This window comes from Aeriscardovia aeriphila (assembly GCF_002259595.1).
In the GTDB taxonomy this organism is placed as follows: domain Bacteria; phylum Actinomycetota; class Actinomycetes; order Actinomycetales; family Bifidobacteriaceae; genus Aeriscardovia; species Aeriscardovia aeriphila.
This window is the reverse complement of the sequence record NZ_MWWU01000002.1, coordinates 447,831-462,541: the sequence shown is the minus strand read 5'-3', so window position 1 is coordinate 462,541 and position 14,711 is coordinate 447,831. Positions and strand designations below refer to the sequence as shown.

Sequence of the window (14,711 nt, the reverse complement as noted above, 5' to 3'; positions counted from 1 at the left end):
TGCCGAGCGAGCGCGGGCGCGACAAAACTGGTAAATTAGAACAACAAGCTTCAACGCAAAGTTGCGTTGGATTTATAGGGAGGTTATATGGCTGGCATTGTGGATGAAGCTACGGAACAGATGGGCAAGACCATTGAAGCCACGAAGGAGAACTTCGTTGGTATTCGTACGGGTCGCGCAAACCCATCGCTGCTCAACGGCATTATGGTGAACTATTACGGCGCACCAACTCCTTTAAAGCAGCTGGCAACCATCTCCGTTCCTGAGCCACGCGCTCTCGCAGTTTCTCCCTTCGATCAGTCTCAGATTTCCGCTGTGGAGAAGGCAATTCGCGACTCAGATCTCGGCGTTTCCCCAGCTCGTGACGGCAATGTGATTCGAATCACCCTGCCAGAGATGACGGAGGAGAGACGTAAGGAGTACGTCAAGCTTGCCAAGGATGAGGCTGAGAAGGGCAAGGTTGGCCTGCGCAATATTCGTCGTAAGGCTCGCGAAACCGTGGAAAAGCAGCTCAAGGATGACGAGCTGACCGAGGACGATCGCGACAACATCTTCAAGCAGCTCGACACGCTAACCAAGAAGAACTCCGATCTGATCGATCAGCTGCTGGACACCAAGCAGAAGGAAATTCTCGAGGTCTGAGCTGGCTGAACAGGTTCTCGATAACCGCAGTTACATCACAGTTGAGCCGCGGTTTGTACTGGTGAACCGTAGTTACATCACTGTTACTTCAGTGGAACGCATGAGAAAGGCCGATACCTCATCGGCCTTTTGCTTATGCACAGCCGACCAAGTCCCTCAACGATGGGGAGGAATAATGAATAAGCGCAAAGATGAGCTTGCTGATATCAATAAACGCACTGGCCGCAACATGCCTCAGGCGATTGCGACCGGAGCCATTCTCGTGATCGGCGTGTTGGGCGTTCTTCTCGCCTCATCTCACGCCTTCACCTACCTCATCCTCGCGTTCATGCTCATCGCGGTGTGGGAACTGAAGGTCGATATGACGGTGGCTCACATCACCATCCCGTTCTTAGGCTTGACGGTCGGTTCTGCTTATGTGCTTCTCGCCACCTGGTATTCGCCTGACCATGTGATGGGCTTTGCCGTGAGTTTCGCCACTGCGCTGGTACTGGTCATTTTGTGCGCCTGCATGCTCAATTTGGCTGGCTTTTCTACCCCGCAGATCGTTGCCAAGCAGGCGAAGAAGGTAGAGCTCGATGCGATGAAGAAGCGCGGTCTCGACCCCGATCAGCCTTTCGATTCTCCTGCCTTGCACCGTACGCTCATGCCGTTGGGCTTGCGCAATATCGTGGCCACGGTTCTCTCCGTGCTCTACATTCCGCTGCTCGCTGGCTTCCTTATTCTCATGCTCACGCAAAAGCAGTATCAGTGGCGTCTGTTCATGGCTGTTTTCGTTCCGGCCCTTTCGGACACGGGCGGTCTGATTTTTGGTGCGGCTTTCGGTAAGCATAAGCTGTCTCCGCGCATTTCTCCGAAGAAGTCGTGGGAAGGCTTGGCTGGTTCCGCTCTCTTCGCGGTGATCGGCACTGTGGCTTTCTATGGTTTTGGCTTTACTGCTGATTTCCTTCACTTTGGCTGGTGGAAGCCAATCGTCTTGGGCTTGGTCCTCACTATTGTGGGCACGCTGGGCGATTTGTCGGCCTCGATGCTCAAGCGCGATTTGGGCATTAAGGACATGGGCTTCTTGCTTAAGGGCCATGGTGGTGTGCTCGACCGTGTCGACTCGATTTTGCTGTGCGCCCCATTTGTTTACGGCGCTCTCACACTTTTCGGTGTGTAACGCTGGTGGCTTGAGGGTTTCTTGAGATTATCATTCCGCTTACTCGGCCTCACGCGCTAGAATGCGTGAGGCTATTAGTTTATATTGGGGGAGCTTATTGTGCACACGCTTGCCTACATCCCGTCTCCAACTTTCTCGCAGTTTCAGATCGGGCCGCTGACCATTCACATGTATGCCATCACCATGCTCACGGGCATGATTGTCGCGGTGTGGATTCTCACGCACCGATGGAAGAAGCTCGGAGGAACTTTTGATCAGGTTCTCGATGTTGCTCTGATCTCGATTGTTTTCGGTTTGATTGGCGCACGCATTTTCCACGTGTTGACAGTGCCGAACGCTTACTTCCCGCCGAATGGTGACCCGAGTGAGATCTTGAAGGTGTGGCATGGCGGAATGGCAATCTTTGGCGCTTTGATCGGCGGCTCGCTGGCCGCGGGTATCTGGGCTCACCACAAGAAGTATTCTCTGTTGCTTCTCGCCGACGCTTTGGCACCAGGCTTGCTCGTTGCCCAGGCGATTGGCCGTTTGGGCAATTGGTTTAACCAAGAGCTTTACGGTATGCCAACTACCCTGCCATGGGGTTTGAAACTCAACTCTGCTGATGCTATTGGTAAGTCGCAACAATGCTACACCGGTTCAACTTGCCCTGCGGGAACGCTGTTCCACCCGACCTTCTTGTATGAGATGATCTGGAATTTGATCGGCGCTGCCATCATCGTGTGGGGTTTGGGTAAGATTGCCAGCAAGCTGAAGGTCGGCATGCAGATGGCGTTTTACCTGATGTGGTATGGCCTGGGCCGCTCGTGGATTGAGATGTTGCGCATCAACCTTTCCAGCGAGATTCTGGGTATTCGCACCAACGTGTGGGCTGCTATTATCTGCGTCATCTTGGGCATCGCGCTGTTCTGCTACCTGGTGTTCAACGGCCAGAGCTTGAAGGCTGCTCGCGAAACTTTGGCGAAGGTCACTGCGGATGATCTCGCTCGCGAGGCCGCTGAAGAAGGCAAGGGCAAGGCTGCAGAAGAGGACGCCAAGACCAGCACCACGGATTCTTCTGACTCCGATGAATCTTCCGATGCGGCTGAGCAGTTCAAATCCGCTGAGCCATCCGATGATGAAACCCATGAGTGACGAGTAAAGAATATGCGCCAAGCAATCGCTAAGTTTGCTCACGCGCCACTCGAGTGCCCCGTCTGCCACGAAGCTTTGGCATTAGACGGGGCATTTCTGCGCTGTGAGAACCACCATAGCTTTTCCATCAACCGCCACGGCTACGTTGATCTGCGCCGCAATGCGAGGAATTCCAGCCATTACACTGCTGATTTCTTCTCCAACCGAGCCTTGCGCACCCGTCTGGGCTTGTACCACGACATAGAGCAGGCCATCACTAAAGCTCTGAATACATGTATTCGTGGTATACAGCAGGGTAGTGGTGAATCACCTGAGCAGATCACCATTCTGGACGTGGGCTGCGGCGATGGAACTGTCACGAAAACCGTAACCGCTGGGCTTGCTGAACCCAGTGCAGAGCCCGTCACCAACTCTGCCAATGCGCTAGAGGGCAGCTCTGCCACTGCGTCAGACGACAACTCCGACACTCACATCAGTGCGCGGGAAGCCAACAGCGCACAGCAGCAGGTCACCGTCATCGGCTGCGATATTTCCGCTGACGCCATCAAAGAAGCAGCTCGCGGGGGAGGCCCAAGCTTGTGGGTAGTGGGAGATGGAGCCCACCTTCCCGTGCGCGCTAACACGGTGAACGTCATTCTCAACGTTTTCGCGCCAGCACAATATGAAGACTTCTCGCGTGTCGCGCCTGGCGGCTGGCTGATCAAGGTCATTCCCGCCCCAGAGCACATGAAGCAGTTGCGCACAGCTTTGGGTCTTGCTCCTGCAGGCACTTCTGATGCTTTGGAGTTGTTGAAGAATGATCCTCGCATGGAACTCATAAGCTCTATTCGCGTGACGCAAACCAGCCCCCTGGCAAGCCCTGAAGAGCGCGAGTCAGTGGCTCTGATGTCTCCGGTGAGCTTTGGCCGTTTGGCGGCTGATCCGGAGCAGTGGCAATCTCAAACCCGTGAGCTTATCGACCAGATGCCCGAGATTACCACTGACTGTTGGGTCACGGTGAGTAAAATTGCGCACGCTGTTGCGAGCAAAAGTGAGGAATAAAGCCAATTTCGACAATTGGACGTGCGCAGAAATTAATCGAGAGCTTTTATAGAATGGACTGTATGAGCATTAGCATTGCACCAAGTATTTTGTCCGCTGATTTTTGCAACCTGGAGCGCGACCTGGACGCCATCCATGCCGCCGACCTTGTGCATATCGACGTGATGGACCATCATTTCGTCCCGAACCTCACCATTGGTGAGCCAGTCGTCAAGCGCATTTGCGAAGTGTCCAAGCTTCCTACCGATGTGCACCTGATGATCGACGACCCTGACCGTTGGGCACCTCAATTCGCCCAGAACGGCGCTGACTCTGTCACCTTCCACATGGGAGCAACTCACGCTCCGGTGCGCTTGGCACGCCAGCTGCATGACATGGGTACGAAGGCTTGCTTCGCCGTTCGCCCAGCCGAGCCTGTTGAGCCGATCTTCGACATCCTCTCTGAGTTCGACATGATCCTGATCATGACTGTTGAGCCAGGTTTTGGTGGTCAGAAGTTCCTCGACAACCAGCTGGGTAAGGTTCGCCGCTTGCGCGATGAGATCACCCGTCAAGGTTTGAACACCCGCGTCGAAGTGGATGGCGGTGTTTCCCCGAAGACGGCTCCACTCGTTGCCGCTGCTGGCGCTGATGTTCTCGTGGCAGGTTCTGCTGTGTATGGCGCTCCTGACATCACGGAGGCCATCACTAGCATTCGCGAAGCCGCTGAGAAGGCTTATCGCGACTGAACTACAGCGCAAACACTACAGCGCAAACACTCAAGGCGCAAACACCTGTGCTGACAACAATCCAATGCAGATTGTCAGCACGCTACTCGACTGTTCTCGACTTTGTGTATACACGTGCATAAAGTCGAGAAACAAGTCGAGAAACAGAGTACTGAAACCATTCGTGGCTTCACAGCAACAAAGGACTGAAGGGATATGATGAACGAGCAGAAAAAGCGTACCAAGGACGAGAAAACGCGCTTTTCTCCCGTTCCCACCAACCGCATTTGGACCATCCCCAACGTCATCTCCTTCCTGCGCATCGCCTCAATCGTGCTGATCGCGTGGCTGATTTGGTTTAGCCAGCCCGACCACCCTGATTACCTCATCTGGTCGCTCATCGTGCTCTCCCTTTCCGCAGCCTCCGACGGTCTCGACGGCTACATTGCCCGTCGCTTCAACCAGGTGACCCTCTTAGGTCAGCTGCTCGACCCGATCGCCGACCGCATGCTCATCATTCTCACCGGAATCGCCCTGTGCTTGGCTAACGTGATCCCATGGTGGATGATGCTGCTCATCGTTGCGCGCGATGCCACCATGCTCGTCCTCGTCCTCGTGCTTTCCGACCACCATTACGGCCCGCTGCCTGTTCACTTCGTCGGTAAAACAGGCACTTTCATGTTGATGTGCGCCATCCCAGTGCTCATCATTTCGGCAACCTTGCGCTCGCTGAACCTCTACTATGCCGTGCACTGCTTCGGATTAGCACTCTACTGGTGGGGAATCGGCCTGTACTGGGTTGCTGGCGTTATTTACCTCATGCAAGGCATTCGTCTGCTCAAAGCCGATAAGGTAGCGAAGAAGGCTGGTATTCCCCTGTCGCGTGAGGTGGGAGAGAGGGCATAATGCTCGACGAATCCTCCAAGCCTGACAGCGAGCCGGCAACCGGCGAAATACCGCTCGTCTTCGCCGCAGAAAACAAGCCGCAAACCCGCCGTTCGATCTTCTCCCGCTCGGCAATCTACCCGCATACCGTTCGCGCGATCAGCGCGGAAGCTGCCAGCGAATTACAAGCCCACCGGCGCAACCGTTCCAACCCCTTGGACGCCACTTTGCGCCTGCTGGAAGATTTCACTGATCACTCCACCGACCAGCTCTACACTGACTCCAACCTCGTGGAAGGCCCTACAACAGCTGTAGGCAAGGTGATGTTCAAATCCCTCGTCCTGCTTATCTGCGTGGCTGTTGGCTTCTCTGCCGTCGCCGCCATCCGCCAGCTGCAGCGCGACACTCGCCTCCACGTTCGCCAAGAACTCGCCAGCCAGGCAAGCCGGCAAGATGACCAGGTTAAAAAGCTCAAGAAGTCGGTAGATGGGCTGCTGTCCCAACGCGATCAGTTGCAAAAGAAGTTAGACGCGGCAACAAGTAACGCCTCTCCGTACCAAAAGTCGCTGGATATGCTCGCCCTGAACCCGGTTGAAGGCTCAGGCGTTGAGATTACCATCGACGCAGGTGACACCGGCGGTGACCATCAAGCCCGCATCGCGACCCTCCAGTCCGCCGTTCACGACACCGATTTGCAACAGATTGTCAACATGTTGTGGGCTCACCACGCTGAAGCCATTGACGTCAACGACGTGCGCATCGGCGCTCAAAGCTCCATTCGTGTGGCAGGGACCTCCATTCTCGTGGGCACCGAGATTGTCACTGCGCCGTACACCATTCGTGCTATTGGTGATGCGAGTGCGCTTTCTCAAGCAATCACTCCACAGTTCTTCCCTCAGCGCTCTCAGCTGGAAAGCCAGGGAGTGAAAGTGGATATTCTCACTCGCCAGAACATGCATATGGCAGCCTCCAGCTCACCTCTGAGCTCTTCGAGTAGCGAGGAGAAAGCAGAGCAGGAAGGTATCGAAAAATATTCAGCGCCGGGCGCATCTGCGCACTGATAATCTCGTTTCGTAACATGAACGGGCGGGAGAGGTACTAAGCTCGAAGCAAGAGGAAGTGAGGGAAGACATGGTTGCAGTCATTGGTTTGATCATTGGCATTCTGATTGGCGTTTTTGCCCAGCCGAGCATTCCTGTTGAGTTGCAACCCTACCTGCCGATTATGGTGGTCGCCGCCTTCGACGCCCTCGTCGGTGCCGCTCGTAACTATTTCGAACGCAACTTCTCCGATCGCGCCTTCATCGTTTCCATCATCTCCAACGTCGTCATTGCAGCTCTGCTCGTGCTGTTGGGAAACCAGATGGGCGTGGGTTCGCAGCTGACCACGGCTGTGCTCGTCGTGTTGGGCATTCGCATCTTCTCGAATGCGACGGCGATTCGTCGATTCATCTTTAGAGGCTAGGAGAGTGGTGGAATGAGTCGTCACTCTCGCAAGCACGCTGTAAAGGCAAATAACAAGGCCACAGCTGGCGTGAAAAAGCCTGCAGCAATCACGGGTGAGCTTCCCCGTTTCGTGCCAGAGAACGGGCCTGAGGAGCGTCCTGGTCACCGTATTGTCGCGGCCAGCAGCGCACATCTTGCCGAGGGCTCGGCCAGCAGCGCAAGCGGCGCACAGGCGGAAACGCCTGGTCGAAACCGCGCAAGAGTAAAGGCTCGCAGGCAGGTTCAGCGTACTGATAATCTCGAGCCAAACGGGCACAAGAAAACCACCGCCTTGAGCATTTTCACGCAAATTATCGTGCTCATCCTGTGCATCCTGCTCGGCGTAGGCTATATGGGCCAGCAGCGCAACGTGCAATCCTCGTACAGCTCGCTCTCCGAGTCGGAACTCGTGCGCCTGCTTGACGAGACCAACCAGAAAATCGACCAGCTGACCAGCCAGAAGAACCAGCTCAGTTCCCAGCTTGAATCCATCCGAAACGCTGTCGACAAGCAAGCCGAGCTCAAACAGATGGAGGAGAACAACCAGAAGACAGCTGGAGTGATCGCCGGAACTCTGCCTGCACAAGGCCCAGGCGTGCGCATCCGCATCAGTGAAGCCGAGGGGAAAACCATTCCCGCTTCGGCGCTTTTCTCGCTGATTGAGGAGCTACGAAACGCCGGGGCAGAGGCCATTCAGATTAACACTGTGCGCGTAGTCACCTCCACCTATTTCTCCGACTCCGCTTCGGGCGTGTTGAGCGATGGAACGCTGTTGCAGGCGCCTTACACGGTACTCGCAATCGGCGATTCCAACGCTTTGCGCAATGCCATCGAAATTTCGGGCGGTATCGGCTCCACCTTGCGCGTGCAGTACAAAGCCACGGTGAGCGTGGACGAGAAAGAAACGCTTAAAATCACTCACATTCGCAAACCTCGTACATTCCAGTACGCACGAACAGTAGAATAAGAAGCATGATGATTGATCCAGTACAAGCAGCAGGTGAGACCACGAGCATCGGTCTTCCAGCAGTTCAGGTTCCTCTGACTGCCGCAACCGATCGACCTCTCACTCAAGACGATGTCACTACTATCAGCAAGCTCGAGCCGGGTTCTGCTCTGCTCGTCTCCACTCGTGGTGCATCCACCGGTTCGCGTTACCTTTTGGATACGGACCAGGTGACGGTTGGTCGCGACCCTCGCGCTGATATTCTTCTGGATGATTCCACCGTTTCCCGCCAGCACGCTCACTTCCACCGCGTCAACGGCGGCTACGAGATTGAGGATGATGGCTCTCTCAACGGCACTTACGTCAACATGCAGCGCATCGAGGATCGTCAGCTGCTGCACAACGGCGATTCGTTGATGATCGGCCGTTTCCGCATGATGTATTTCACTTCTCCTCAAGCCTGAGGCGAAGTTTCGACGGTGAAGGCGGGCTTTGCCCGTCCTTTTTGCTGTTTTACCCTTGTCGTACATTTGTACGAATTTCTTAAGATTATCAGGGAGGAGAAATCATGGCTGCGAATGAGCATTCGGCTGTGAATAACCGTACTGATAATCTGGAGAACGCCATTCAAGGCCAGCTGTTCAGCGGGCCCAAGAAGCCTCGCCTCGCGTATTCGGGAGCGATTGCCCAGCAGGTTGCGGGCATCACGTACCGCCAGCTCGACTATTGGGCCAACAAGCATATTGTTGAGCCCAGCCTGCACGCTTCACACGGCTCGGGGACGCGCAGGCTGTACAGTTACACCGATATTTTGTTGCTCGGCGTGGCTAAGCGCCTCATCGATGCGGGTATCAACCTCACGAATATTGCGCTGATTATTGCGAAACTGCGTCGCCAGCCGCTGGAGGAGTTCTCGCACACGTTCATTATGTCAGATGGGCATAAGGTGATGGAGTGCACCGATGACATGTCCATCATCGATATGATGCGCGAAGGAACGGCGGTTTTTGGCCTATCGGTGGCACGTTTGGACGAAGATTTGAGTGCTCGCCTGCGTGCATTCTCGCCCATTCGTTTGGATGAAGAGGCCGTGTCGTCGGTGACAGGCCGCTCGCTGGAGTCGGTAGACCACGGGCCTGTGCTGTTGGCAGATTTGGAGCTAGGGGAGAAGCACTCCTCCAGCGCTTCTCGCGCCGTAACGGCTCGCGCTTCTCATGCTAGCGCGGCTCATGCTGCTGGTTCAAACTCTGCTTTGCGGACAAATTTGCAGACAAATACAAGCGATTCTGTCACAGGTTCAAGTGCTGACGCGAGCGCATCGAGTTCATCAAAGGCACCGAGCACAGCCAGCCAAAGCAACGAAGAATCCGTAAAGAGTAAGACTCGCTCAACATATTCGCAGCGTCGTACTCGTCGTGTGAGCAAGCATGAGGAAGTTGCAGAACTCAGTTTGTTTGACGCGCTGTTCTCGTGAATGTTTGCCATGAATCTGAACTGATGTCATGAAGTAGAACGCAGAAAAACAATTCCACATTTTTGGAGGAAAAGGGTGGTATTTTTCTCACCAATCTGACATAACGTACATTATCGGCATTATGGATAGAAAGAAATTGCTACCAGCTTCTGCAGTATCGAGTCAGTTTCTGGTAGCAATTCAACAACGGGTTTTATCTGTGTAATCAACAATGCAATTGCACAGCGGGTTCAATGAGCAAACCGCACTGTTAATCTCAGTTCATACTTACTTATTGAACTTGTCTGTCTGCAAAGTACTCATCGACAACGGCTGGCAGATCATGCGGAGTCCGTGCGAATGCATAGCAACCGTGTTCTTCCAATTCGCCTGGGTCAGCATAACCCCAACGAGCGCCCACGCAATCCAGATGAGCACCATCACGAGCGCCGTCTACATCAGTCCATCGATCGCCGACCATCAATGCGAGGTCTTCTCCTGGCTGATAGTTCAGCTTTTCGCAGGCATAGGCCACGACTTGGTCTTTATTAATCCTGCTGGCATCGTTAGACGCACCATAAAGCGCATCCATATGCTCCATCAAGCCAAAATGCTCACAGATTGGCAGCGCTTGAGGTTCCGGCTTTGCGGTGCACACTGCAAGGTAGTAACCCTTCGCGTGCATCTCATCGAGAGCCTCAAAAATGCCGTCGTACACCTCGTTGAGGTACATTCCCGGGAGCTTTTCACCCGGGTGCTTCGGGTCATCGAAAATCGGATTGCGGTATGCGTAACGATACGACTTGACCATGTCCGGCAGCTTCTCTTCGGATACGCCAGTGCGGCGCATGGAGTCCATGATTGCTGGGCCAATGAAGCTGTTCAACGTTTTGTCGTCAGGAACGGGAATGTTATTGTCGCGATATGCGTATTTGACAGATGAAATGATGCCTTCATCTGAACGAGTCAAAGTTCCATCTAAATCGATGAGGACGATCTTGCGGGCCATGCTTCCTCACTTTCTCTTACCGTTATTGAGGCTAGCTGCTCCACGGGACCGCAAATTTATTTTTCGTTGTGACCTCACTTACACTGGAGATATGAATCACAGTTCACAGGCCACGCCTTCTTTCACTCACACACTGACGGCTTTCAGCACTTCTCTTACTACAGCAGTTGATCTACCTCCCAGCATTGATAATCAAGGGATTTTGGCTGGCACAGCACTTCCTCGACACTACAAATCTGACATAACATTCTCTGTTCCAGATTTTCAAACTGCTCTCGACTCGACCGCTCACAGCTTGCTTGGCATGGTGTTGTGTCGCCACTTGACGACCGGAGAGATTCTCACCGCTCGAATCGTCGAGATTGAAACATACGACCAATTCGATCCAGCAAGCCACTGCTATACCGGTTTTACTTTCCGCAATCGGGCAATGTTCACCTCTCCCCTGCACGCCTACATTTATATTTCTCATGGCATCCATTCCTGCATGAACATCTCGCTGGGGCCTTTAGGTGTTGGTGCTGGAGCCCTCATTCGCGCGGTAGAGCCTATCGATGGCGTTCAGACGATGGAGAAGTTTCGAAACCGTACAGGAACAGAGGTGAGTAATGGACCTGCTAAGCTCTGCCAAGCGCTCCAGATTACCACTGAGCTTTATGGTCGTGATCTTTCCAACCCCTCTTCCCCACTTTTCTTAGCAGAACCCTTATCATCAAGAAAGTTCCCTCAAGAAGAGATTGTTGCAACACCTCGTATAGGAATTTCCAAGAACGCTTCTGCTCTTCGTCGATTCGTTCTTGCTGATAATCCTTATGTTTCAGCTTTTCACCACACAACTGACTCACTGCAGGTGCGATAAAAAACTCGAGATTATCAGCACTGATAATCTCGAGTAATACGAAAAAGAGCGAGAAACTCACTCGTAGTCAGGGAACCAACCCTCACGATGCATTTGCAAACGCTTCTCCAGAAGCTCCTCCAACTCAGGAATAGTGCGGCGCTCCAAAAGCATGTCCCAATGCGTACGCTGCGGCTTTCCCTGAGCAGACGGATCGTCAGGGTTCTCAGCATCCTCACGCACAGCAGGCTTACCACAACGGCACTCCCACTGGTCAGGAACTTCAACATCTTTCGCGAATGGAACAATCGTGCGGTGACCATCTGGGCACACATAAGCAACGTCGGTGCGCTGAGCGAACTCGACGTTCTCATCCGTTTCCAGTGACTTTGCACCGATGCTGGTACCACGAAGGCTGCGTTCTGCCATGTAACCCCTTTCACAAAACCACTTCTACCAACAAGTTTCGCGCAAAAATATTCCCTACCCGCGCGCAGCTTGAAGCAGAATTTCTCCAGATTATCACTCCAGCTCGTCTTGAGCGTCGAGGCCAGAATAGGCGACGACACCGCGATTGATGATCTCGGTGGACTGCTGGGCCGTATCGGCGAGCTGGACGTCGCCCAACTGTTCGGCCGCTTCGCGCACTTGGCCGAGCACATCCAGCAGGCGCTTGCAGGAGCGGACGAAATCACCCGGCTGGATCATCGTGCCTGAGAGCGCTTCGGTGAGCGTTGCATCCCCCGACCAGCGGAAGATCGGCTCCACCAAACCCCAGTTCACTTCTGGCAGCTGCAGTAGGCCCGCCTGTTCAACCGTGTATTCGAGGTCGTCCCACACGTCGTCCATATGCTCGATGGCGCGCGCGATTTTACCGTTACGACCGCCGGGATAGTGGCGGATGCGCGCTTCATCCGAGCGGCGCGCCTCATAGATCACGCCAGAGAGCACTGCTGCCAAGCCTTGAGCGTCGAGGCGGCGGAAAGTGTCCTCGATCATGCATTGAGCGAGGAAGAGGTCGTGCTCGCTAAACAGGCGGCGCAAGAGTTCTCCTCGCCAGGTCAGCTCGTAGGTTCCTGCGGTGCGCGAGTGTGAGGCGTCGAGGCCGATGTTGTTGCGCTGATAATCTGGAGCCGCGGAAGCTGCTTGAGCCTCCGGTACAGCTTGAGCCTCGGTTGCGGCCGAAGCTCCAGCCATTGCGTGAGCCTCCGGCCTGCGCAAGTATCCCAACGACTCGAGCACGCGACAGATCAGGTCAAACCTGCGCGACACCACGCCAGTGCGCGACTCGAAACGATCCTTAAGCAACTGGTAGCGCTTATTCGCCTTCACCCAACGCATACCCCATTGCACATGCTTGTCAAGGTCCGGGCAACTGGCGCACGGATGGTTACGCTCACGCTGACGAACCTGGCGAATCTTGCGGTCAAGGCGCTCCAGAGCCTTCTTTTTATCCTGCGGAGTCTTAAACTGCGTGTGCTTGATGCGACGGCGCTCGCCCTTCTCCAGGTCGCTCAAGCGAAGGCGCAGTTCAAGGAATTCCTTAAAATCGCCCTGGTCGCAAGCAAAGGCCTTCTCGTAGCCAGCCAGCGCCTCCTCAAAGCTCGCCAGCTCCTTCTGCATTTGCTCGGCCGACTCGTTAGCCTCCCATTGGGCAAAGCTCATGTCCAGCGTGCGATGCGCGGTGGCCAAGTCAGAGTGCGCCAAAAGATTAACAGCCATATTAAATGTGGCCTGGAACTGGGAGTGCAGCGGGTAGACGCGCCGCGACGACATCGCGGCCAAACCCGCCGGCTCAAAACCTTCATGGTCGACGACGATGGCATGACCCTCATCATCAATGCCACGACGGCCTGCGCGACCAGTCAGCTGCGTGTACTGGCCAGGAGTGAGCGGCACGCGCGCCACACCGTTGAACTTGTCGAGGCGTTCAATCACGACCGAACGCGCCGGCATGTTGATACCCAAGGCGAGGGTTTCCGTGGCGAAGACCACCTTAACCAAGCCTTGTTCGAAAACTTTTTCCACGATTTCGCGGAAGAGCGCGATCATTCCCGCATGATGGCAGGCGAAACCGTTTTGTAAGGCATGCTTGAAGCTCCTGTAGTGCAGCATGCGAAGGTCTTGCTCGCTCATCGCGTTGTAGGCCATTTCATCAGCAATTTCACCGATGAGGCGGTACTCGTGGTCAGAAGTCAGGCTCAAACCAGTTTGCATGCACTCGTCGACTGCCTTCTCACAACCCATACGCGAGAAGATGAAGAAAATGCCCGGCAAAAGGTCGCGATGGTCAAGCTCGTCGACCACTTCCCAGCGTTGTGGCCACGGGCGATGTGCTTGATGGTAGCCGCGAGTGCGCCCTGAGCGCGAGGAAGCGTGCGAGTGGCGGCGGTGCTGGTCGAAATCACGGCGTGCGCTCATATCATCCAGGCGGCGCAAGCGGGCGAGAAGCTGAGGGTTGACGCGCAAGGCAGCCGGCTTCGTGGGCTTCGTGCGCGAGCTGGTGGCGTGAGAGGAGGCTTGGCCGTCCCCTCGGCGGCTACAGTCCCGAGAGTCACCACCCTGAGGCTCACCATCACCGCGATCCTCGCGGCTAGCCTCGTCATACAAGTCAAACAGTTCCGGCGCACCACCGCGGCCGGTCTGCACCATCACTGACTGCTCCAGCGGCACCGGGCGCGTCTCGGAAATAATCAAGCGCGTATGCCCACGCACCGACTCAATCCACGCGCCAAAATCCTCAATATTCGACACCGTTGCCGATAAACCCACAATTTTCACGCTCTGCGGAAGGTGAATAATCGACTCTTCCCACACCTGGCCGCGGAACTGATCACCCAAAAAATGAATCTCATCGAAAACGACATACCGCAAAGCAGTCAGCGTCACAGAATTTTCGTAGAGCATATTGCGCAACACTTCAGTGGTCATCACCACAATGTTGGCTTCCGAATTGATAGAAATATCGCCGGTGAGCAAGCCCACATTTTCCCGGCCATACTGCGCCACCAGATCGTGATATTTCTGGTTACTCAGCGCCTTAATCGGCGTGGTATAGAAAGCCTTCAAGTTACGCTGCTGGGCCAAATAGACGGCAAAATCAGCAATCACCGTCTTACCCGCACCGGTCGGCGCAGCGACAAGAACGTTATCCCCCGCCTCCAAGGCCTGCAAAGCTTCGTTTTGAAAATCATCAAGAGGGAAGTCAAAACGCTGGGCGAACTGGTAGGCCAAGCTCTTCCTTTGCTCCCGCTCTCGTTTCGCCGCCGCATAACGTTGGGCTGGCGTCAAATTCTCCTGATCCGCGTCCGGCACAATTCCGCGGGCAAGCTGGCTGCCCACCCCCGCTACAGCCGTCGTATGCTTGCGATGATGGCTTCTCCTCGCCATACTCCCACTTTCCACCTAGAGAT

Annotated in this window: 15 protein-coding genes; 12 read left to right on the top strand and 3 right to left on the bottom strand. The window is 54.8% G+C overall.

Annotated features, from left to right (window positions below; all coding sequences use genetic code 11):
* Nucleotides 1–87 precede the first annotated feature (87 nt).
* The 11 genes from frr to AEAE_RS03025 all read left to right on the top strand — a co-directional run bounded on the left by frr (nt 88) and on the right by AEAE_RS03025 (nt 9,472).
* Complete coding sequence (frr, locus tag AEAE_RS03075; protein WP_094689668.1) at nt 88–642, top strand: ribosome recycling factor; 555 nt, start codon at nt 88–90, stop codon at nt 640–642.
* Nucleotides 643–817: 175 nt separating this feature from the next.
* Nucleotides 818–1,804 (top strand): phosphatidate cytidylyltransferase, encoded by a 987-nt coding sequence (locus AEAE_RS03070; protein WP_244569604.1) that lies wholly within the window; start codon nt 818–820, stop codon nt 1,802–1,804.
* 99 nt (nt 1,805–1,903) lie between these two features.
* Entirely contained in the window at nt 1,904–2,935 is a 1,032-nt protein-coding gene (gene lgt, locus AEAE_RS03065) for a prolipoprotein diacylglyceryl transferase (protein ID WP_094689666.1), read from the top strand.
* Between the two features lie 12 nt (nt 2,936–2,947).
* Nucleotides 2,948–3,976 carry a putative RNA methyltransferase gene (locus tag AEAE_RS03060; RefSeq protein WP_094689665.1) on the top strand — a complete coding sequence of 343 codons (1,029 nt, stop codon included), beginning with the start codon at nt 2,948–2,950 and terminating at the stop codon, nt 3,974–3,976.
* Between the two features lie 62 nt (nt 3,977–4,038).
* Nucleotides 4,039–4,704, top strand: a complete 666-nt coding sequence (gene rpe / locus AEAE_RS03055) for a ribulose-phosphate 3-epimerase (protein ID WP_094689664.1) — start codon at nt 4,039–4,041, stop codon at nt 4,702–4,704.
* Nucleotides 4,705–4,899: 195 nt separating this feature from the next.
* Nucleotides 4,900–5,589 carry a CDP-alcohol phosphatidyltransferase family protein gene (locus tag AEAE_RS03050; protein ID WP_094689663.1) on the top strand — a complete coding sequence of 230 codons (690 nt, stop codon included), beginning with the start codon at nt 4,900–4,902 and terminating at the stop codon, nt 5,587–5,589.
* On the top strand, nt 5,589–6,629 hold the full coding sequence (locus AEAE_RS03045) for a DUF881 domain-containing protein (protein WP_094689662.1): 1,041 nt from the start codon (nt 5,589–5,591) through the stop codon (nt 6,627–6,629). Before AEAE_RS03050 ends, AEAE_RS03045 begins: the two co-directional genes overlap by 1 nt.
* A 70-nt stretch (nt 6,630–6,699) precedes the next feature.
* Nucleotides 6,700–7,032, top strand: coding sequence for a small basic family protein (locus tag AEAE_RS03040; RefSeq protein ID WP_094689661.1), 333 nt, complete (start codon nt 6,700–6,702; stop codon nt 7,030–7,032).
* 12 nt (nt 7,033–7,044) lie between these two features.
* The gene (locus tag AEAE_RS03035) at nt 7,045–8,019 is read left to right on the top strand and encodes a DUF881 domain-containing protein (RefSeq protein ID WP_094689660.1); all 975 of its coding nucleotides are present in this window, start codon (nt 7,045–7,047) and stop codon (nt 8,017–8,019) included.
* Nucleotides 8,020–8,027: 8 nt separating this feature from the next.
* On the top strand, nt 8,028–8,462 hold the full coding sequence (locus AEAE_RS03030; protein ID WP_094689659.1) for an FHA domain-containing protein: 435 nt from the start codon (nt 8,028–8,030) through the stop codon (nt 8,460–8,462).
* A 104-nt stretch (nt 8,463–8,566) separates the two neighbouring features.
* A complete protein-coding gene (locus AEAE_RS03025; RefSeq protein ID WP_094689658.1) occupies nt 8,567–9,472 on the top strand; it encodes a MerR family transcriptional regulator in 906 nt (301 codons plus the stop codon).
* A gap of 271 nt (nt 9,473–9,743) precedes the next feature.
* Here the strand turns inward: AEAE_RS03025 and AEAE_RS03020 are convergent, their stop codons facing one another.
* Nucleotides 9,744–10,460 (bottom strand): HAD hydrolase-like protein, encoded by a 717-nt coding sequence (locus AEAE_RS03020; RefSeq protein WP_094689657.1) that lies wholly within the window; start codon nt 10,458–10,460, stop codon nt 9,744–9,746.
* Between the two features lie 91 nt (nt 10,461–10,551).
* On the opposite strand from AEAE_RS03020, the gene AEAE_RS03015 reads away from it, so the two are divergent.
* Nucleotides 10,552–11,319, top strand: coding sequence for a DNA-3-methyladenine glycosylase (locus AEAE_RS03015; protein WP_094689656.1), 768 nt, complete (start codon nt 10,552–10,554; stop codon nt 11,317–11,319).
* A 57-nt stretch (nt 11,320–11,376) separates the two neighbouring features.
* Here the strand turns inward: AEAE_RS03015 and AEAE_RS03010 are convergent, their stop codons facing one another.
* Nucleotides 11,377–11,727, bottom strand: coding sequence for an RNA polymerase-binding protein RbpA (locus AEAE_RS03010; RefSeq protein WP_094689655.1), 351 nt, complete (start codon nt 11,725–11,727; stop codon nt 11,377–11,379).
* 93 nt (nt 11,728–11,820) lie between these two features.
* Complete coding sequence (locus AEAE_RS03005) at nt 11,821–14,688, bottom strand: DEAD/DEAH box helicase (protein ID WP_094689654.1); 2,868 nt, start codon at nt 14,686–14,688, stop codon at nt 11,821–11,823.
* Between the last annotated feature and the right edge of the window lie 23 nt (nt 14,689–14,711).